Source organism: Haliscomenobacter sp., assembly GCF_033763495.1.
Classification (GTDB): domain Bacteria; phylum Bacteroidota; class Bacteroidia; order Chitinophagales; family Saprospiraceae; genus Haliscomenobacter.
In genome coordinates this window covers 25,036-43,963 of the sequence record NZ_JANRKL010000216.1, presented here as the reverse complement: position 1 = coordinate 43,963, position 18,928 = coordinate 25,036, and the positions used below count along the sequence as shown (strand labels likewise).

Sequence of the window (18,928 nt, the reverse complement as noted above, 5' to 3'; positions counted from 1 at the left end):
TTTGAAAGTTTAACTATAGAGACGCAACAGTTTTTATAGGAATCCGGTAATTTCGGGGCAAAGAATTGAATAGCACTTAGTCCTCAACTTATCCAACATGACCACCAACCCACTCTTCACCATCGACGCCCACCTCGACCTCAGCATGAACGCCATGGAATGGAATCGAGACCTGCGGCGCCCCATCAATGAAATCAATGCCCGCGAGCAAGGCCTGCACGACAAACCCGACCGCAGCCAGGCCACCGTCAGCCTGCCCGAGCTTCGTAAAGGCAATGTAGGCCTGGTGGTTGCTACCCAAATCGCTCGTTTTGTCGCCCCGGATAATCCACTCCCGGGCTGGCATTCTCCTGAGCAAGCCTGGGCACATACCCAAGCCCAACTGGCCTGGTACCAGGCAATGGTTGCTGCTGGCGAAATGGTGCAAATCCGCGACCTGGCAGGGTTGGAACAACATTTGAGTTTCTGGAACGATGGCCAGGCTACCGATCAAAAACCGGTGGGCTTCATCCTCTGCCTCGAAGGGGCCGATTCCATTGTGAGCCTGGAACACCTCGAAATTGCTCATGCCTACGGCTTGCGTGCTATCGGTCCCGCTCATTACGGTCCCGGGCGTTATGCCAATGGGACTGACTCCACGGGCAGAATGGGGCAGATGGGCATCGATTTGTTGAAAAAAATCGAATCGCTTAACATCATCTTGGATGCTACCCACCTTTGCGACGACGCTTTTTGGCAAGCCATGGATCATTTTTCGGGTGCCGTTTGGGCCAGTCACAACAACTGCCGGGCCCTGGTTAACCACAACCGCCAGTTTTCCGACGAACAACTCAAAGTTCTGATCGAACGCGGCGCCGTGATCGGAGCAGCTTTCGACTCCTGGATGATTGTGCCCAATTGGGTGCGGGAAAAATCCACCCCCTTAGGCATGGATTGCAACCTGGACAAGGTAGTGCGCCACATCGACCACATTTGTCAATTGGCGGGTAATGCCCAACATGTGGGCATTGGCTCCGATCTGGATGGCGCCTTTGGCAGAGAGCAATGCCCTTATGATATCGAGACCATCGCCGATTTGCAAAAGCTGATTCCAGAATTGCAAAGACATGGCTACAGTGACACCGATATTGAAGGTGTAATGCATGGCAACTGGTTGCGCTTTTTGCGGCGAGTGTGGGCTTGATGAGCCTCTCAATACCGCCCACTCACCGGAATCCCTTTTGTAGTCATTCCTTGCACCAAAATTTCAAAAGCCCCAGCTTTATCATTGGTGAAAAAACTAAAGGTGGCTTTCCCGGCCTGGTCCGTTTCGATTATCGGAGCCCAATGTAGCGTTGTGCGGTAATCGGGGCGGTCGTGTTCGGGTTTTTTCTGGTCGTATTGTGGAGCATAAAACTCGCGGGCTTTGTAAAACCCAGGGTGTTTGAAATTGATGATGCCATTGACATCGTACTGCGCAGGCTGGTTGCCGGTGCGTTTGGTGTACACTGCTACGACTCCGTTGATGCCCCGGTTTCCAAACATGGCGGCTTGCCCCCCTTTGAGTACATCTACAAAAGCGATATTGGACACCGGAACTGTCGACAAAGTGCTGGCATCCACAATGGTACCATCCAGTACAAACAAAGCCTGTGCAGGGCCACTCAAACTGTTGATTCCACGCAAAACCACCGACTGATTGGGGAAGGTACCCACCACTTGAGCACCAGGAATCCGCCGCAGGAAGTCAAAAACACTCAAAGCCGTGGATTTGCCCGGAACAGAATCAATGATCATGCGATCGAGGGGCGCCCGATAGGGTATGTCTGGTACCCCGTATGGATTTTTTGTCCGTTTGCCTTTGACTTCAAATTCGGCCAAACTCAGCTTCCAGATGCCAGGGAACAAAGAATCCAAATCGGCCAGTTTTTTACTGTCAGCTAAAAAACTTTTCTGCTGGGAAGCATCTGTGCTGAATGGTAAAGCAAAACCTACCTGAGGATCAATGGGGGGCGGATTGTCAGCATCCAGCCGGATTTTGATGTCGCGATTGCCACTTACGCCTTGTTGATTGCCATCGCTGTTTTTGCTTTTTTTGGCAGTACTGCCGTTGGGTTTAGCGCCCTGTATCACCACTTGGGTACTGTCGACAAAGGGAAAACCTGCAATGGCAAAACGCCCATCCGGGCCAGAACTGACCTGCTGGGATATCCCCTTTTCCATTGCTACGACCATCAAATCAGCCGCAACGGGTTTGTTGGGCTGATCGAGTTTGGTCGTTTGGCCACTAATCGTAAAACCTTGCTCTGGCAACCAGGCCAGATCGGGTAAATTTTCTTGTAACACTTGTTTCCAGGTAAAGCGTCGCCAGCCCTGAGTCAGCATCAACATGTCGAGCAGCTGTCTTCGGGTGGCATTTTCTTCTACAAAAAAATAGCCTGGGTCTTCGATATGCCCAGGTAAGTCGGCTTGCAAGAGGAGGTAGGAGCGAATGTCCTGACCATATTTGGCCCAATACACACTTTGTTTGTCGGTGACCGTTGCTGAAACCATGGCTTTAAGGGGATTGCCCGCCTGGTCTTTGAGTTCCAAGGTTACACTGACTTTTTGCCGTGCAGCATAAGTACTTTTGTCTGTACTGATGTTCAAGCGGGCTCTTTCCCGAGGATTATCCACAAAAACGAGGCGTTCACAAAGAGGTTCACCCTTGCTGCTAAAGAGGGTGAATTGAGCGATGCCTTCGGGAATCGAGTCGCTGGGGATGGTGAGGCTGAGTTTTTCCAAACCTTCGGTGTTGCTGAAACTAAAAATGGTCTGGCCCCGCAAATGCCCCAGGATTACCGCATCTTTTAACCCATTTGGGATGTTGCTCCGCACGTTAATCAACAATTGATTCGGTGGACGTTGGGTAATTTGTAAGGTGTAGCCCAGTTCCTGGGCAGCAGGTAAAGGGATTTTTTTCTGGATGCCTTGAACATTGAGTTCTGCATGGTATTTTTTACCGCTTTGGGGGGTAAAAGAAAAGGCGCCCAAGCCAAAGCGATAGGTTTTGAACACTGCAACCTGGGTGCCCTGATCGTCGAGGATTTTGCCTTCAAACTGGATTCCCGTTCCCAAATTACTTACTGCTTTTACCCCAATCTGGGAACTCAAGCCATTGACCAAATCCCCCCCTTCGGGCATAAATTGTACACTGAAATCACTGATGCTTTTGGGCGTTCCTGATATGGATGGTATGGTTTCTGTTCTGGGTTTGAGCAACAAAAACTCTCGCTGAAAGAAAAAGCAGGAATCAAAGTTCCGCATGTAGTTCGTATAGGCCCGCAGGAGATATTTGCCTTCGGGCCAGTCGCGCTCTGTATCAAAATCACCATTGCCTACCCCATCCTGGATGCCGATGTAACGACTGGCCTTACGGGTTAAATCCGGTCCGATCAATTCAACATAAACCAGGTTACTGACCAAAGAAGGCAAATGTTCTGCCCCCGCAGTAAGGTAAGTAGTGAACCAAATGTTTTCGCCCAGAGCATAGTGGGGTTTGTCGGTGTGCAGGTAGGCCTTTTCACTGGGGTATTTGTTTTGGTATTTGACAAGCTGAGCCTGAATGCGATCAGCAGTTACCGGAGGCCAGAAAAGCCAGGAAAAAGGCAATAATATAAAAGCAAAAGCAGGGAGGTGGGTCAGGTGCTTCATTTGACAGTGCTAGGATTTTAGTGGGTGTAATGATGTTAAATTTAGGCGCTTTTTTTTTGTTATAAATTAAAAAGAAAGGGATTGTCAGGAGACAACATTTTATTATATAAAAAATTGAAAACAAACACATTAGGATTTTAAACCGCTTTTCAGGCTTTCAAATACCCAGCCCGCCAGATCCATACACAACCCATCATTACCACTACACCCAGAGCTACTGGCAAACTAAATGCCTTGGCAATGAAGCCAATCACAGCAGGGCCGCCCAGAAACCCGACCATCGCAAAAGTGTTCATCGTGGCCAAACCCGCTCCAGGTGCCATACCTGGCACTTTGGCCGCTGCGCTATACAACACTGGAGCACCCAAAGAAACCCCAGCTCCCACCATCGCAAAACCAATCAAGGTCGTAAGGGTGTAAGGCAATAAAATAGCCAGCAGTAATCCACTTGCCGCAATCATACCACCCACTCTCAAAACCGGACCGCCTCCATAATTTTTCAGGATGGCATCTCCCGTAAAACGAGTCATGGCCATAAAAAAGGCATAGGCTGCAAAGCCCCATCCCCACAAAGCTGCAGGAGCTTGTACAATTTCACGCATATATACAGCCGACCAATCGGCCATGGTGCCCTCCGTGAGGTTGGTACACAAACTAATGGCAATCAGGCCCCAGAGTGCTGCACTTGGCATTTTGAATTTGGGGCGTGGCCCATTGCTTTTGCTGACTGTTACTTCGCTGGGTACCCTCTGAAAGGCTTGATAAATCAATAGGGTTGACAAAAGTAATACCGAGCCGACCAGCATTACATGGGTAACCGGATGGACACCCATTCCCACCGCGGTAGCACCAATGGCCGAACCAAGCATGGCACCGCTTGACCACAAGGCGTGACAGGTGGCCATGATGCGGATGCCTTCCACATTTTCAAGGGAAGTAGCCGCAGTATTCATTGAAACATTGGTTGTGGAAAAAGTTGTCCCCAACAATATCAAGGCTGCTGCCACCGTCCAAACATTGGGCATTAAAAAAGGGATTACAAAAAACAGGGCACCTAAAGTTCGGGCCAATAGGGTAGCTCTTACTGTGCCCATCCGGTGCAAAATACCAACCGAAATGGGGTTCATAATGGTGACGCCCACAGGTAAGGCCAGTAACAACAAACCCAGTTGGGCATCATCCAGTTGAAATTTTTGCTTGATAAAGGGAATCATGGATGACCAGGTACCAAACAATATACCTTGCATCGCAAAAACTAAACCAATGGCCCGGCTGGTGCTGTGGTTGAAAAAGAGTCGGAGGTGCGCAGTCATAGTTGCGAAAAGTTAATAGCGAATAGCTAAATGCGATAAATTTACAGCATTAGCTTTGAATGGTGAAAAGCTAATGCTGTGATTGCTATTCGCTTTTCGCTATTCGCTTGCAAAGTTACGCAAGCATTCGATAACTCCCCCACCACTTTATTGACCGCTTTCGACGCTGTATTGATCTTGTCTCCCTTTTGGGCATAATTTTTCTTAAAAAAAAGTTATACCTTGAAAAACAAAGCAATATCTTTCTGCTGTTTGGCGTCAGCTGATGATTCCAGCTCATTAAAACCGTGACAATATGAGAAAACAATGCTTAACCCGGGCATTAACCATTTTGGCAGTATTGTGCTTTGCTGCCCATTTACTACCCGCACAAGACCTGTTCGAGATCAAATTTACCGACAAACTGAATGTCAAATACAAAGGACTTCTGGTCATTTTTAACGACAGCAAAATGTACATGCGCGTAGCGTACAACGCCGAAAACATGTACAAAGTGGTGAACGTTGATTACAAATCTGAACATGGCAAAACGGATGGCAGCGAATACCTGGTGCTTCTGGGGTCCAACCCCAAATTCATTACCGCGGCAGGTCAGTACGGCTACAACCCCGACCATATCATCTTCCTACAGGACATGGATAAGCCCTACCTGACCGACGACCCGAATGACACCTCGAAATTGTTACACGCTGATTCCTTCAAAGCACTGACGAAACAGGAAATTAACGACGCATATCTCCGTGAATTTTATTCCTCTAACGAGCCCGACTACCTGGCTTTGCGCAAGATGTTTGGCATCGACTTGAGTACACTGCGCCTCAAGCCCAATGTCAATACCAATACAACTGGTACCACCCTACACCTGATCATCGCTGCCAACACCAGCATTGGAGACATTGGCATGAGCTGTTCCCGGGATCAATCGTCTTTGACTGCCGAGTTTAAAGGTATTGCTTCGTCCCTGGGCATCAGTTACAAACAGTACTTGGTCAATGGAGACAATTTCACCAAAGCTGCTGTGCAGAATACCTTGAATGGTTTATACCCTGGCAGCAACGACATCGTGATTTTTGTTTATCGTGGTCACGGTTTCCGGTGGAACAATCAGCAAGGTGCCTGGCCCCAGTTGGATATGCGCAGTTCGCCCTATACCCGTATTGGGGAAAATACTGCACTCGACCTGGATTACGTTTTCAAAACCATCAAGGGTAAAGGAGGGCGTTTGAACATCGTGTTGGGGGATTGTTGCAATTCGACCATCGATATACCTAGCCCACTTACGGGCAGTGAGTTCCTGGCCATGCAAGCGAACAACAATTACAATGACGACAAATTGCGGGCCCTCTTTATGAACACCAAGGGTAATTTGTTGGCTACCGCGGCCAGTCCTGGAGAAGTGTCCTGGGCCAATAATGCCAATGGGGGCTTTTTCACGGTGAGTTTTTTACAATCCTTGCGGGAAGAGATCAGCTACATGCGCGAGGACCCTGCCGACTGGCGCGATTTAATCAACAATACGGTAAGTGGAGCACGCAGAAAGTCCTCCAAAGGGGTATGCAGCAATTGCACCTTACAAAACGGAATTTATCATTACGACGTTACGCCGAAAAACTAATGCTGATGCCAAAACTATTCATGTGCTTGTTGAGTGTAGTTCTGTTGGGCAGTAAATCCTGCAGTTCCAAAGCCCTAGGCGACTTTGTGAATTTGTTAAAAACCTCGGACAAGGTTGAACTTTTTGCAGTTGAAGCCTTTCCAACGGCTGCTCAGGAACAAACCCTGGACGCCACTTACGTAGCCGATTATAAGGTAAGTGAGTTTATTCCAACGGACCCGGCTGAAGCAACGGCATTAACCCTTGCTGCGGTTGATGTCAAAAATTTTGACCTGATCAATGTCAAAAATTGCCCTTTCATGGCCAAATACGCCCTGCGTTTCAGCAAAGGAAAGGATCGGGTAACCATGGTGATTAGTCCGGCACCTTGTGGGAAAGCAAGGATGATTTTTGCATCAGGAGCCAAAGAAAGGAGCCTGGAATTGACGCAGGAGAACAATTTGGAGGCAGCGATCCAAAAGATTGTAAGTAAACCGCTGATTAAATAGAGTGACAGGTAGAGACGCACGGTTGTGTGTCTCTACCTACCAAATATCCACATCAGGTGTTTTGGATGTGATTCATTACTTCTAAAGGTAATTTTTAAAAAGTATAGTCCAGATCCACCTTATAGCCGGTACTGCACCCTGTACATTCAATTCGCAAGCTTTTCGGGAAATTATTGGTTTCATTGTACGCTTTAAACTTCAAACCACCCATAAAATCGTCAGAATCAGGAGCGGTATCCTTGTCCCAAAGTTCGATGGTGTATTCCTCCAGTGGGCTGGTCAATTCAGGCTTGGTGGCAGGAAAAAATACCGGGTTTTGCCCAGAAACGGGATCGAGTGGTAAGGGAAAAACTGGCCCGGTCCAGATCAAAGTAGTGCCTTTGTAAATTTTCATGTACACATCAGGTCCATCGGAAGGATCCCAATTTCCGTTAGTTGTCGTTTTGGCGGGGTACTTGGTCAGTTCCAGCTTGGTGAATTTAATGGACTTGGGTGTTTTTTGGGTACCACAGGTCTCTCCACTCCAGCGTTCGGTGCAGTTGCAGTCGCCGGAATCACAGGTGCCGCCATTCAGGCAAGTTGTTGACTCACAGGGGTCGGCCTTTTTACAGGCAAAGCTGCCAATAAGCAATAAAAAGGCGCAGATTGTCAGGGATAAATAGGATTTGGCATTCATGATTGTAGTGAATTTTAATGGGTTTGTATTCACTACAATATTGTGGGTATAAATACGGGGTGCGCCTCACCCATTTGGGTGAATTTTTATAAAAAATCAGGGCATAAACTTGCCAGAAAGGTCAAAGTTTATGCCCTGATGAGTGCGTGATTTACTTCACATCCCGCATGTTGTCCTCGGGGTTCCGATCCACCAATAAGGTGAACGGATCAATGCCCGCCTTTTCCGGCTTGCCTTGGACTTCGAAAGTAAAGGTATTGTCCTTTTTGTTGATGAAAACCCGCTTGCGGTATAGGGTTTTGCCGTACTTCTTACCTTTTTCAGGTTTGGCAAAAGCCCCGATTTCCATCCAGTCGGCTACCTTTTCTTCTTTTTCCTTGCCCAGTGCGTCGGCCTTTAGTTTGCGTGATTCTACCTTCAGGGTGACCTGGTATTTGTCTTTACCCAGTTCTTTGATACTTGCCTCGGTGGTGCGGTTTTCAAAGAGGGTGATGTCCCAAAACAGGTCCTTGATGATGTACTTGAGCGAATCCGGTGTTTGTTTGTAAAACTCGTCCACTACATCAGTGGAAACCGGGAAGGGTGGCGGCGCATAGCGGAACTTGTTCAAAAAGTCGCGCAGGCCTTGATTGACTTTTTCTTCACCGATCATTTCTTTCAGGTAATACATCACCAGAGAGCCTTTGTTGTAGTGGATGTAGCCCTGGTTTTCGGAACGCGCCAACGGAAGTTCTTGCAAACGCTCCGCCCCGCGCCCGCGCAGGTAACGATCCGCTTCGTATTCCAGAAACTTGCGCATGATGTCGCGGCCATATTCCTTTTCCATCACCATGAGGGCGCTGTATTGGGCAAAGGTTTCCACCGTCATTTCACTGCCTTGCATGTAAGCGCCGCACTCTTGGTGGGCCCACCATTGGTGCCCCATTTCGTGCGCGACTACGTAAAAGACCATATCGATGTCGTCCTTGTCTGCGCGGTAATCCTCAATAAAACCAATACCCTCGGAATAAGGCATAGTGCCCGGGAAAGCCTGGGCGAAATCGGCATAACGCGGAAACTCGATGATGCGGCATTGCTTGTGGAAATAAGGCCCGAAGTTCGTCGTGTAATACTCCAGCGATTTTTGCATCGACTTGAGCATACGATCCACATTGTCCTTGTGGTCTTTGTGATAATACACCTCCAGATCGATTCCCTTCCATTTTTTGCGGGCGACTTCGTATCGTGCCGACATGAAGGAGTAAAAGTTGAAACTTTCGTGATCGAGTTTGTACTGGAAATAACGCCGCCCGTTTTCTATCCATTCCTTTTGCAGGGAGCCCGGGGCAATGGCGATTTGATCGGCTGAGGTACTGATCACCGTTTTTACATTGACCCAGTCTGCATCATTACCCAGGTAGGAATTGCCCCGGGCGATGGTATCCGCGCGGTTGAGCTTGGGGGCCCGGGTCTTTTCGGGCAATTTGAACTTTTTCCGACGGTTTTTATCGGTCATCTCGCCATCTGGTTGGTAACCCAGGCGGGGTGCAATGTCAAAATTGTTAAAAAATGTACCGTTTTGCATAACCTGTTGCACGCTCATTTCATTTTCAAAACCCTTGCTTTGGTATATGGAACTGAAATCCAAACGCAGAGAGTCGCCGGGTTGCAGAGCAGGTTGCAGGCGGTAAATCCGGAAATAAACATCCTTATCGTCCTTGAGCAGTTTCAGTCTTGGGCTCGTCAAGTTGAACTTGATTTGTCTCGGAACTTGCACCAATAAGGTATCAATGGCTTTAGGGTGCAGGTTGCGCACCCACATTTGAGCTTTGGCGTCGATGTTGCGGGTTTCCGGGAAAATCTGGATGTCGTACTTCACTGCATAAATGCGCGGTTGGGCTTTGCCTTCGTATTTTTTGTAATCCTTTTCATAACGCACGGTCAGTTTTTCAACTTGCTTGCTGTTTTTGAAAGAATTCAAAACCAAAGTGTTGTAAAACACCCAGGCAGCACTGAAGCCCCATAAGGCAATGGCGCCAAAACCCGCCCAGCGGTAAGATCGCCATTCCAATGCAGCCAGTTTGAAACGTTTGCGCCAGCCACTTTCTTTGCCGCGAGGCCAAAAACACACCGCGGCTACGGCCAAAATGGCGCTGAATAAGGCCCAGTAGGTGTTGAACCAAAATAGCCCGGTCGCATAAGGTTTGTACCCGTACAAATCCGAAACTGTGTACCCGGGCGTAGCGCCAAACTGCACCATGTTGCTCTCAATGCGCAGGGCTCCCCAAATAAAGGAGTTCACAATGATGACCACAATGCAGATGAAAAAACCGAGGTACATGTTGGGAGCCAGTGTGTGCACCAGAAGGAACAAAACAGCAATGGTTGCAAAGCTCAACAAGTCCAATACCAGCAGTTCGCGCACATAAACTCCTAAATCGAAGCGGTTGAACCCATTCAAAGCCTGTGCTGCGACAGCGGCCAGGATACACACACTGATCAAAATCGCCACTACCCCAACGATGGTGATGAGTTTGGACAAAAAGTCGGTCCAGTTGCGCGTTGGCATGGCGTCGTAAATCTCATTGACCTTGGCGTTGCGCTCTTTCCACACCAGTGCTCCCGTGAAATAGGCAACAATGGCAATGACAAACATGTAAAAAGAACCTCGAATGATGTCCACCATGGTATAGGTCACTGGTAAGTTGTGGGTACCGTAACCCTCCGTAGCAAACTGCATACTAGGAATGGTGTTCATCAAACCAATGAATGCCAAGAGGATAAACGGGGTACTTTTGACCACGCCCCAAAAATTGGCTTTCAACTGACTGCGGAACTGGGCCAGGGTAATGCTCAATCCAGTGGCAGGTTTGACGGTGGCCATTTCGCCCAATTGCTGGAGACCGTAGGGTTCTTCTTCGACCTTGGTGCTGCGTTTTTTACTGACCTTCTTGGCTCTTTCTGCAAAACTAAAGCGCAAGTAACCCAAAAAAAGTACCAGCAAACCGATCCCCATCCACAGCAGGCGGTTGCCCAACATCAGGGGATGTAATACACTTACCGACAGATGGTTCTTTTCTTCTACTGTCCAATATTTGGTGACCAGGGACAGTGCTCTGAATCCAAAGGGATCAAGCATGGCCGAAAGGCTTTCGTTTTCGATGTCCCGGATCAAGTTCCCCGCAACAATATACCCCACCAACAAAACCATCGCCGAAATGAAGGAGTACATGGTGCTACGCGTGAGCGCGGCAACCGTAAAAAGGATACTCCCCGCAAAAATCATATTGGGAATGACGATGGCTAGATAGGAATTGATGTGGCTTTGAATTTCAAAAGGCCCGTAACGCTCCAGATCGAGCCAATGGGTGAATGAATTGACCCCCACGCCAAGCCACATGCCCAGCGAGATGCCTAACATTGGAATCAAACAAACCAGTAGCGCTCCAAAAAAGTGGCCAAAGAAATAACCCATTTTTTGGACTGGTGAAGCAAATACGATTTGAGCCGTATTGTTTTCAAAATCGCGGATGGCAGCGGTATTTAAAAAAGCAGTAATCAACAAAAGCGAAAGAATGCTGAATACGCCATACCAGTTTTGGGTGACAAAAGGTGCATTTTTCCAAATGTTGCCAAAACTGCCGCCAATCTGTACCTGATCGGTAACCGTTGCAAAAAAGGTCATCAACGCGAATATGAAGAGGAAAATCCAGGGCATGGGTGCACGCAACCAGGATTTTAATTCGAATTTTAAAAAAGTGAAGAGCATACAATTGGAGTTTTAGTGTTTAATTTTTGAAAAAAACACGTCCTCCAAGCCTGGCTCAGCAGGCTGGAACCCCTCACCAGGGTCATCCTCGCTGAAAATGTGGATGATGGGTTTACCCGCTACCAATTTGCTGGAGATCACTTTGAAGTTCTTTTCGTAATCATTTAGTTCGGCTTTCAGGATGATTTTTTCCCAAATTTTGCCGCCCAATTCGCCCAACGCTGCATCAGGTATCCCTGCGTATTTCACCTCGCCACCATTGATGATGGCCATATTGGAACAAAGCTCACGTACATCCTCCACAATGTGGGTAGAGAGGATGACGATCACGTTTTCGCCAATTTCAGACAAGAGGTTGTAAAATCGATTCCGCTCACCGGGGTCGAGGCCCGCGGTAGGTTCGTCTACAATGATCAATTTGGGGTCACCAATCAAGGCCTGGGCAATGCCAAAGCGTTGGCGCATCCCGCCAGAGTAGCTACTTACTGCTTTTTTGCGGTGATCCCAGAGATTGACCCGGTTCAGCAAGGTTTGTACCACTTCTTTGCGTTGATTGCCAGGTATTCCTTTCAAGGTTGCAAAGTGGTCCAGCATATCGAGTGCTGACATGCGAGGGTATACACCAAACTCTTGAGGCAAATAGCCCAGTACCCGGCGTACCGCGTCTTTGTCTTTGAGTACATCAATGTCGCCGAGGTTGGCAGTTCCGCTGTCTGCGTCTTGCAGCGTGGCCAGGGTGCGCATGAGGGTACTTTTTCCAGCGCCGTTGGGTCCTAGGAGGCCGTACATGCCAGTAGGAATATGCAGGCTCACGTTTTTGAGCGCTTGCACACCGTTTGGATAGGTTTTGGATAGATTTTGGATAGATAACTCCATAAGCCAATTCGATAAAGGTGTTAGGGTATATGTGAAGCTGCACTAAGTTAGTGCAAGTGAATAAATTGAACCCAAGAATAGTAATGCTTGGCTCAAATGGAGGTATTTTTTATACAAAAGCTCGAATATGAGCTATTAATGAATAAAAAAGAGCTGGTTGAAAAATCAGCCAGCTCTCCTGAATATTAGATATTAAGTCAATTCATTAGAAAATTACTCCACAATAAACCGAATCGCCTCGCCATTGTCCGCTTGCAGCACGTACATGCCGCGCTCGAAACCATGCAGGTCAATTTGATCTACCTTTTGGAAACGGCGCACCCACTGCCCCAGCGTGTTGTACACATTGCCACTCAATACTTTGCTGAAGTACAAGTGATCCTGTGCTGGATTCGGGTAAACCTTGAAACTTACCGCTGGACGAGCCAGGTCTTTGGTACTGGTTGTTACTCTGGTTTTGTCATTCACCTGGAAAATGCTCACCGAGTTGCTGGTTTCATTGGCCACCAATACCAGGGCTTTGCCGTTGGGGCTTTCTTTGTCACTGACAAAAATGATACCTTCTGAACCACGGTCATCGGTAGCATTGTTGGCAGGAAAAGCGCGGTTGTTGGCGTAAGTAACAAATTTAGGCGCCAGTGGGTTACTGAGGTCATAGACCATTACACCACCAATTCGCTCCAGGGCAATAAAGGCATATGGCTTATTGTTGATCACTGCTGTGGCAACTCCCTCTGGCTCGGGGCCTTTATTGTCACTGCGGTTTTTTGCAGCCGCTGAAGTCCCATTGTTGGCATTGAACATTTGACCATAGAATGGGTGGTCACGGGTAATGCGCTCCAATTGATCACCACTGTCCCAAACCAATGCCCCTTGGTCATCCCATATGGTAATGGAACGGGCGCCCAAAACGTGAATTTGATCGTAGTCACCATCACCATCCAAATCTCCACTAGCACCAGTTATTGCAAGGCGGCCCAACAAGTGATCCAGTCTCAAGTCATTGGAGTCCGGGAAAACAGTAGGTTCCAAGCGGATACCTTTGATGGTCGTCTCTTCAGTCAAAGCGCTGTATTCCCGGGCATCACCTTCGTTGGCAGTGATCAGGTAGTTCTTACCTCCTGCGGTAAAGGAAGCAATCGCGTCGGGCATATAAACGCCATAAACCGGCAAGTTAGCCAGGTTCGCCCCCGCACTCTGATCACTGGCATCCAAGCCATTGCCTAGGGTATTGTGGTTTTTGAAGCCCAATGGACGCAAAGCGGGCAAGCCTTGAATGGTGGCCAATTGTTTGGTCGTCAAATCGATGGCAGCCACGGCATTGTTTTCTTGTAAAGTCACATACGCCGTTTTCGAATCGGGGCTGAAGGTAATGTACTCGGGCTCTAAATCCTGAGCCAGGGTACTTCCGCCTGCCTGGCCGGTTTTTACTCCAAATACGCGCAAGCCTGCCTGGCGATAAACACCCAGGAAAGGATTTAGGTCGGCAAAACCTACTGCGCTTACCTTGGATTGATCCAAAGTCGCAATGCCCCCACTGATATCAATAATGCTGATGGTTCCCTCTGGGTCTTTGCTGTAATCATCAGAAGGTTGGCCTTCATTGGCGGTCAACACAAATTTCCCATCTGGAGAAAAGCCAATGTGGTCAGGCAATACACCTACACTTACTTCTTTGAGAATGGCGCCAGCTGTATCAATAAAGATCACTTTCCCGTTGCCGTCCACAACACTAGACTCAATTGCGGCAGCAATCAATCCGTTTTTAGCGGCAATGCTGTTGATGCCACCCAGCGCAGTAACCGAAACCTGACGAATGGTTTTTGGCGATGCAGGATTGGCGATGTCAACGATGTCGATTCGGCCAGCAACAGAGTTGGCAATAAAAATTCTTTTGCTGCCGGGGTCAAAAGCTACAATTTCCGAAGATCCCCCGGTATTGCGGAAGCTGGACAACAGTTGCAATTCCAAACTATCAGTAGCCACAGGGGCTTTGGTATCATTGTCGCGGATATACACCACTTGTGCTGCGCCCGCAGCCAACTGAACCCCTTGTGCATTGCGGAAGCGCAAGACGAAGTATTCATCACTTTCTTCCAAATCATCATTGTTTATCTTGATGCTGAAGGTAATGGGCGTAGCCACTGTACCAGGCGGGATGGTGAGGGTCGTGTCGTTAAAGGTGTAATCAGTGCCTTTTTGGGCTGAACCAGAAGAAACATAAGCTTCAATTGTTCCCGCTGTGGAACCAGTGCCTGACAGTGACAAAGTTACGGTGACACTATTGGATGTCTCGACCACACTTTGGCTGCGTACACTGAAGTTCACCGTAGCAGCAGTAGGCGTATTGAACACGCCCGGAGAAGCGGAGATGGCAACGTTGTTGTAGGTTTTGCCCGTGGCAGTAGTGGAAGCCCGCCAGTTGGTTCCTACATTATTGTCGGTCGCAGCATCAATGAGTTCCAGCGATGGCCCGGTTCCATCAGGAGCAGTAGGCCAAGGTGCCGCATCGTCATAATTTACGGTATCCACAATGGCACCCAGGGAATTGCTGATTACAATAGCTGCACCACCATTGCCCAGGAAACCACTCGCCCATTGTTGGAATTTTTTTCCGTAAAAACGACCTGCGCGGAGCGAGTCGCCGGCAATCAGAAATACCCCTTTAGCCGCGAGATTTTGCTCAGCAATTACGCCAGTAATACTACGCGAAATGCGCAAGCCTCCCAGCGAAATGGTCGCATTGCCTTTATTGTAAATTTCAATGAATTCTAGCGAATCCGCACCTGAGCCAGCATTGTACATGATTTCGGTGATGACCAAATCCTGCCCGGTGTAAGTGTTCCAAAGTAGAGGACCAGAGGTGTAAGCAATGCTCATGGTATTTGCCGCAGGGGCCAAGTCAACCAGGCCATTGACACTCAGACGATAAGTCACTCCATTGCTCAGCGTACTGGCAGTAGTGAGGGTGATTTTACGGCCAACTGAATCATAGGTAATGTTGTTGATGCTCAGTGTGGGGGTTAAAACATAATTTGCCGAATTGGTAGCCGATGCACGGGTAATGCCTTCATTCACCAATACATCGATTGTTGTACCATTCACCAAATTTGCTGAAGTCACTACTGGTGGGTTGGTATCCGCACCAGCGGCACCTAGTACAAATGGCGTGGCATTGAAAGGTAAGTCTGGAGCTGTATTATCCGCAGTTTGATCGCCGGAGGCATCCTGCAGATCCCAGTTTACCATTACATCGTTGATGGCTGCCAGGTAGCCTTCTTTGTTGGTACCGGTGCGTGGCCCCTTGTATTGGCCAATATCGGTTCCTGACCTCAAAACCAGGGCAGTGTTACCCGCTACCAAGCCAGTACCGTCCAATGTACCCATCGCCGCAGCTACTGTTCCGTTGGATACTGCAAACAAAAACCTGGTGGGCGTATTGACATCCGTACCCAGGTAAAAGAAGATGGCTTCGTCGCTAGCACCAACACCACGGTTGTTGGCATTTACGGGCACAATTGTACCTACGTTGGTGGTCGGGCCATTGGTGATGTCGGAGAAAACAATTACCGTACCAGCGGGGATTACCGCAGTTCCTGTATTCCAGGCATATGAACTTTCAGCAGCATCGCGGAAGGCCGCCCCGCCCCATTCATCATCTCGCAAGTAAATGGTAGTGTTCGCTGGCAGTTCAGCCAGCGCGACGATGGCCAAATCGTCGTTGCCATCTGCGTTGAAACCAATGACAGCAAGGTCACCGGGGTTTTGCGCCATCAGCCAGCAATTGACCAGGAGTAACCCCAAGGCAAATAGATTGCGTACAATTTTAAACATATCGACTCGGATTGGTTGGGAAATAATTCAGAGTTCTTATTCAGTGGTGATTTGTCATTAGGGTATAACAAAGAAACTTAAAAAATATGGAGGCTGTTTGCCAGTAGGAGGCAAGAACAAGGATTTAATAATCAATACACATTGGATTTACTCAAAATTAACAAAAAGGGTTTACAAACTATTTTTCTGCGTCCCTTGGCTACTGTGAAATTACTACGTTGAGTTGTAAATTCGATGCTTTGCAATCACGGATGCAGGCCCTTTTTTCTCAAGTACGCCAACAATTCTGCGGGTCGATCGGTCATGATTGCATTGGCACCATTTTTAACCAGCCAGCCCCATGCCGCATCCGGACCCTCCAGTAAAACCATTTCATCGGTATGTCCTGCACAGAGCGCATCCCAAAGCGCGATGGCTAAAACAGTAGTTTTATACCGATTCATGTCTTTGATGGCCGCAAAAACTGGCGATGTCGTGCTGTCAAAAATCATTTCATAAATGGGCGGGTGGATACTGTCATTGTAATTTTTGATGTAGCCGGGAATATCAGGCAAGCTGTACCATACCTTGGGCATGTAGATGATGGAATCCATCAAGTTGCCGAATTTGCTTCGCATCACCTCAATCGGGTCATTCCCTTTTAGGATGGCTTGCTGCACTGTACCTGTCTTTACCAATACCTGGTAAGCCTCCCGTAACATGACGGATTCGGTTTTGTCTACATTCACCATGATTTTGTCTTTGGTCAAAGTCATGATTTCTTCCAGAGTTGGTACTTGTTGGCGGGTCCACTGAACCCCAGCGGCATTTTTCAGCCTTAAGTTTTTAATTTCTGCAAGGGTCAGATCACTTACCTTGCCCTTACCGTTGGTCGTGCGGTCCACGGTTTTGTCGTGCATCAGCACCAGGTGACCATCTTTGGTCAATTGAACATCGATCTCTACGATATCGATGCCCAGGTCAATACATCTTTGTACGGCAGCTACCGAATTTTCGGGAGCATACGTCCAGTCTCCGCGATGAGATACGGCCAGGACATAGTCTTTGCTGGGTTTTTTTAGCCGCTCCAGAATTTCTGCTGCTTTTGTTTTTCGGCTTTGGCCAAAAACAGTGACGGTGACCAAAAGTGCAGCTATGATCAGGTAGAAAAAACGCAATTGTTGCATGACTTTGGGTTAAAAAACGCAGCAACTGAGCCAGGGAACGAGAAAAAAATAAGTTGCCAATTTAGCTTCGCTCTTTTGAGCTTATTTTCTTCTCATTCCCAGGGACTCAATTGCTGCGAAGGATTAAAAATTAATATCCAGGGTTTTGTTTGATTGCAGGGTCGGTATCAATTTGACCCTGTGGGATGGGCATCAGCAAGCGGTTCGAGTTGATGGTGATCAATTTTCCCACGGATTTGAACCATTCGTTCATCACTTCGACTGCCTTTCCATAACGGAGTAGATCAAACCAACGGTGGCCCTCACCAATGAATTCGAGGCGGCGCTCCAGTTCTATTGCTGTCCGAAGGTCGGCCTGGTTACTGGCAGTTGCATCTGCCAGCCCTGCCCTTTTGCGTACTTGATTGAGGTAGGTGGCGGCACTGGAGGTGTTGTTCAGTTCGTTTTCCACTTCGGCTAACATCAGCAACACATCGGCATAGCGCAGCACCACAAAATTACTGGCTCCATCGGCAGGCGATGTAGTTGGTTTTACCAATTTTTTGCTAAAAGGTGTGCCAATGGAAGTTGTGCCCACATAAGCGTTTTTCCGCAAATCGTTGGCCGCATACAGGGCTACCAATTGTTTGCTGGGCAAATTGTGGCCTTTGGCTCCACTCACGGTGCCAGAGGGGCTGAACTGTTGGTGAGCGGCACTGCCCTCGGTATTGCCATTGATGCCAGATGCAAATTGTACTGAAAAAATGATCTCGGCATTGTTTTCGTTGCTTATCGAGAAAATCTCTTCTGGTTTTGCCAACAAACTGTGCTTGCCGCTACTCACCACGGCTTGTAGTTGTGTTTTTGCACCATTGTAGTCTTTTCTAGTGAGTAATACCTTGCCCAAAAGCGCTTGTGCTGCTGTTTTGATTACCCGGCCTTGTTGGGTCGTGGAAACTGGCAGATTGGCGATGGCGTTGGTCAGATCACTGATAATTTGTTGGTATACCTGATCAAGCGGCGTACGACCTTTGCCAAAAAAGTCATTGGGATTTTTGGTTTCTTCAATAACCAGGGGAACGTCACCAAACAAACGCACCAGGTTGAAATAGAGTAAAGCCCGGATGAACTGCATTTCTCCGATTCGGGCATTCTTGGTAGCGGGAGTGGTAAAGCTGATGCCTTCAATTCGATTCAGTACGGTGTTGGCATATTGGATGCCAATATAGCTGTCTTTCCAGGTACGGGTGATCAAGGCATTGGAGGTTACAGTAGTGAACTCGTCCAACTCTCCATAAATGCCATTGTCGTTGGCGGGTACTTCGTCAAAGGCGTCGTCAGACGAAATTTCGCCCAGTGCAGGAATGTACAAATTGTACAAGCCAGTAAATTGTAAAGTAGAGTAGACTCCATTTACTGCTTCTTCAATTTCCACCTCACTTTTGAAAAAATTGGAAGACTCTTTGTCGGTTATGGGCACCTGAAACAGCTCGTCGGTACAAGCCGTCATGACCAGCGTAGCAAATAGAGCGAGATATAGTGTTTTTTTCATGGCAGTTTG

General features: G+C 48.1%; 11 protein-coding genes. 3 read left to right on the top strand and 8 right to left on the bottom strand.

Annotated elements, in window-relative coordinates; genetic code table 11:
• The first annotated feature begins 97 nt into the window (after nucleotides 1-97).
• Complete coding sequence (locus SFV55_RS25720) at nucleotides 98-1,183, top strand: dipeptidase (protein ID WP_320032450.1); 1,086 nt, start codon at nucleotides 98-100, stop codon at nucleotides 1,181-1,183.
• A gap of 8 nt (nucleotides 1,184-1,191) precedes the next feature.
• Here the strand turns inward: SFV55_RS25720 and SFV55_RS25715 are convergent, their stop codons facing one another.
• Both SFV55_RS25715 and SFV55_RS25710 read right to left on the bottom strand, forming a co-directional pair.
• Nucleotides 1,192-3,672: a Plug domain-containing protein gene (locus SFV55_RS25715; RefSeq protein WP_320032449.1), complete on the bottom strand. Its 2,481-nt coding sequence runs from the start codon at nucleotides 3,670-3,672 to the stop codon at nucleotides 1,192-1,194.
• A gap of 149 nt (nucleotides 3,673-3,821) precedes the next feature.
• Nucleotides 3,822-4,985: an MFS transporter gene (locus SFV55_RS25710; protein WP_320032448.1), complete on the bottom strand. Its 1,164-nt coding sequence runs from the start codon at nucleotides 4,983-4,985 to the stop codon at nucleotides 3,822-3,824.
• Nucleotides 4,986-5,280: 295 nt separating this feature from the next.
• On the opposite strand from SFV55_RS25710, the gene SFV55_RS25705 reads away from it, so the two are divergent.
• Both SFV55_RS25705 and SFV55_RS25700 read left to right on the top strand, forming a co-directional pair.
• A complete protein-coding gene (locus SFV55_RS25705; RefSeq protein ID WP_320032447.1) occupies nucleotides 5,281-6,600 on the top strand; it encodes a caspase family protein in 1,320 nt (439 codons plus the stop codon).
• Nucleotides 6,601-6,605: 5 nt separating this feature from the next.
• Entirely contained in the window at nucleotides 6,606-7,088 is a 483-nt protein-coding gene (locus tag SFV55_RS25700) for a hypothetical protein (RefSeq protein ID WP_320032446.1), read from the top strand.
• Nucleotides 7,089-7,182: 94 nt separating this feature from the next.
• Here SFV55_RS25700 and SFV55_RS25695 read toward each other — a convergent pair whose 3' ends face one another.
• From SFV55_RS25695 to SFV55_RS25670, 6 genes are all read right to left on the bottom strand, one after another.
• Nucleotides 7,183-7,764, bottom strand: a complete 582-nt coding sequence (locus SFV55_RS25695) for a hypothetical protein (RefSeq protein ID WP_320032445.1) — start codon at nucleotides 7,762-7,764, stop codon at nucleotides 7,183-7,185.
• Nucleotides 7,765-7,915: 151 nt separating this feature from the next.
• Nucleotides 7,916-11,512: a M1 family aminopeptidase gene (locus SFV55_RS25690; RefSeq protein WP_320032444.1), complete on the bottom strand. Its 3,597-nt coding sequence runs from the start codon at nucleotides 11,510-11,512 to the stop codon at nucleotides 7,916-7,918.
• A gap of 12 nt (nucleotides 11,513-11,524) precedes the next feature.
• Nucleotides 11,525-12,388 carry an ABC transporter ATP-binding protein gene (locus tag SFV55_RS25685; RefSeq protein ID WP_320032443.1) on the bottom strand — a complete coding sequence of 288 codons (864 nt, stop codon included), beginning with the start codon at nucleotides 12,386-12,388 and terminating at the stop codon, nucleotides 11,525-11,527.
• 213 nt (nucleotides 12,389-12,601) lie between these two features.
• Entirely contained in the window at nucleotides 12,602-16,222 is a 3,621-nt protein-coding gene (locus SFV55_RS25680) for a choice-of-anchor I family protein (protein ID WP_320032442.1), read from the bottom strand.
• A gap of 245 nt (nucleotides 16,223-16,467) precedes the next feature.
• A complete protein-coding gene (locus SFV55_RS25675; RefSeq protein WP_320032441.1) occupies nucleotides 16,468-17,388 on the bottom strand; it encodes a glycerophosphodiester phosphodiesterase family protein in 921 nt (306 codons plus the stop codon).
• Nucleotides 17,389-17,518: 130 nt separating this feature from the next.
• Complete coding sequence (locus SFV55_RS25670; protein ID WP_320032440.1) at nucleotides 17,519-18,919, bottom strand: RagB/SusD family nutrient uptake outer membrane protein; 1,401 nt, start codon at nucleotides 18,917-18,919, stop codon at nucleotides 17,519-17,521.
• Between the last annotated feature and the right edge of the window lie 9 nt (nucleotides 18,920-18,928).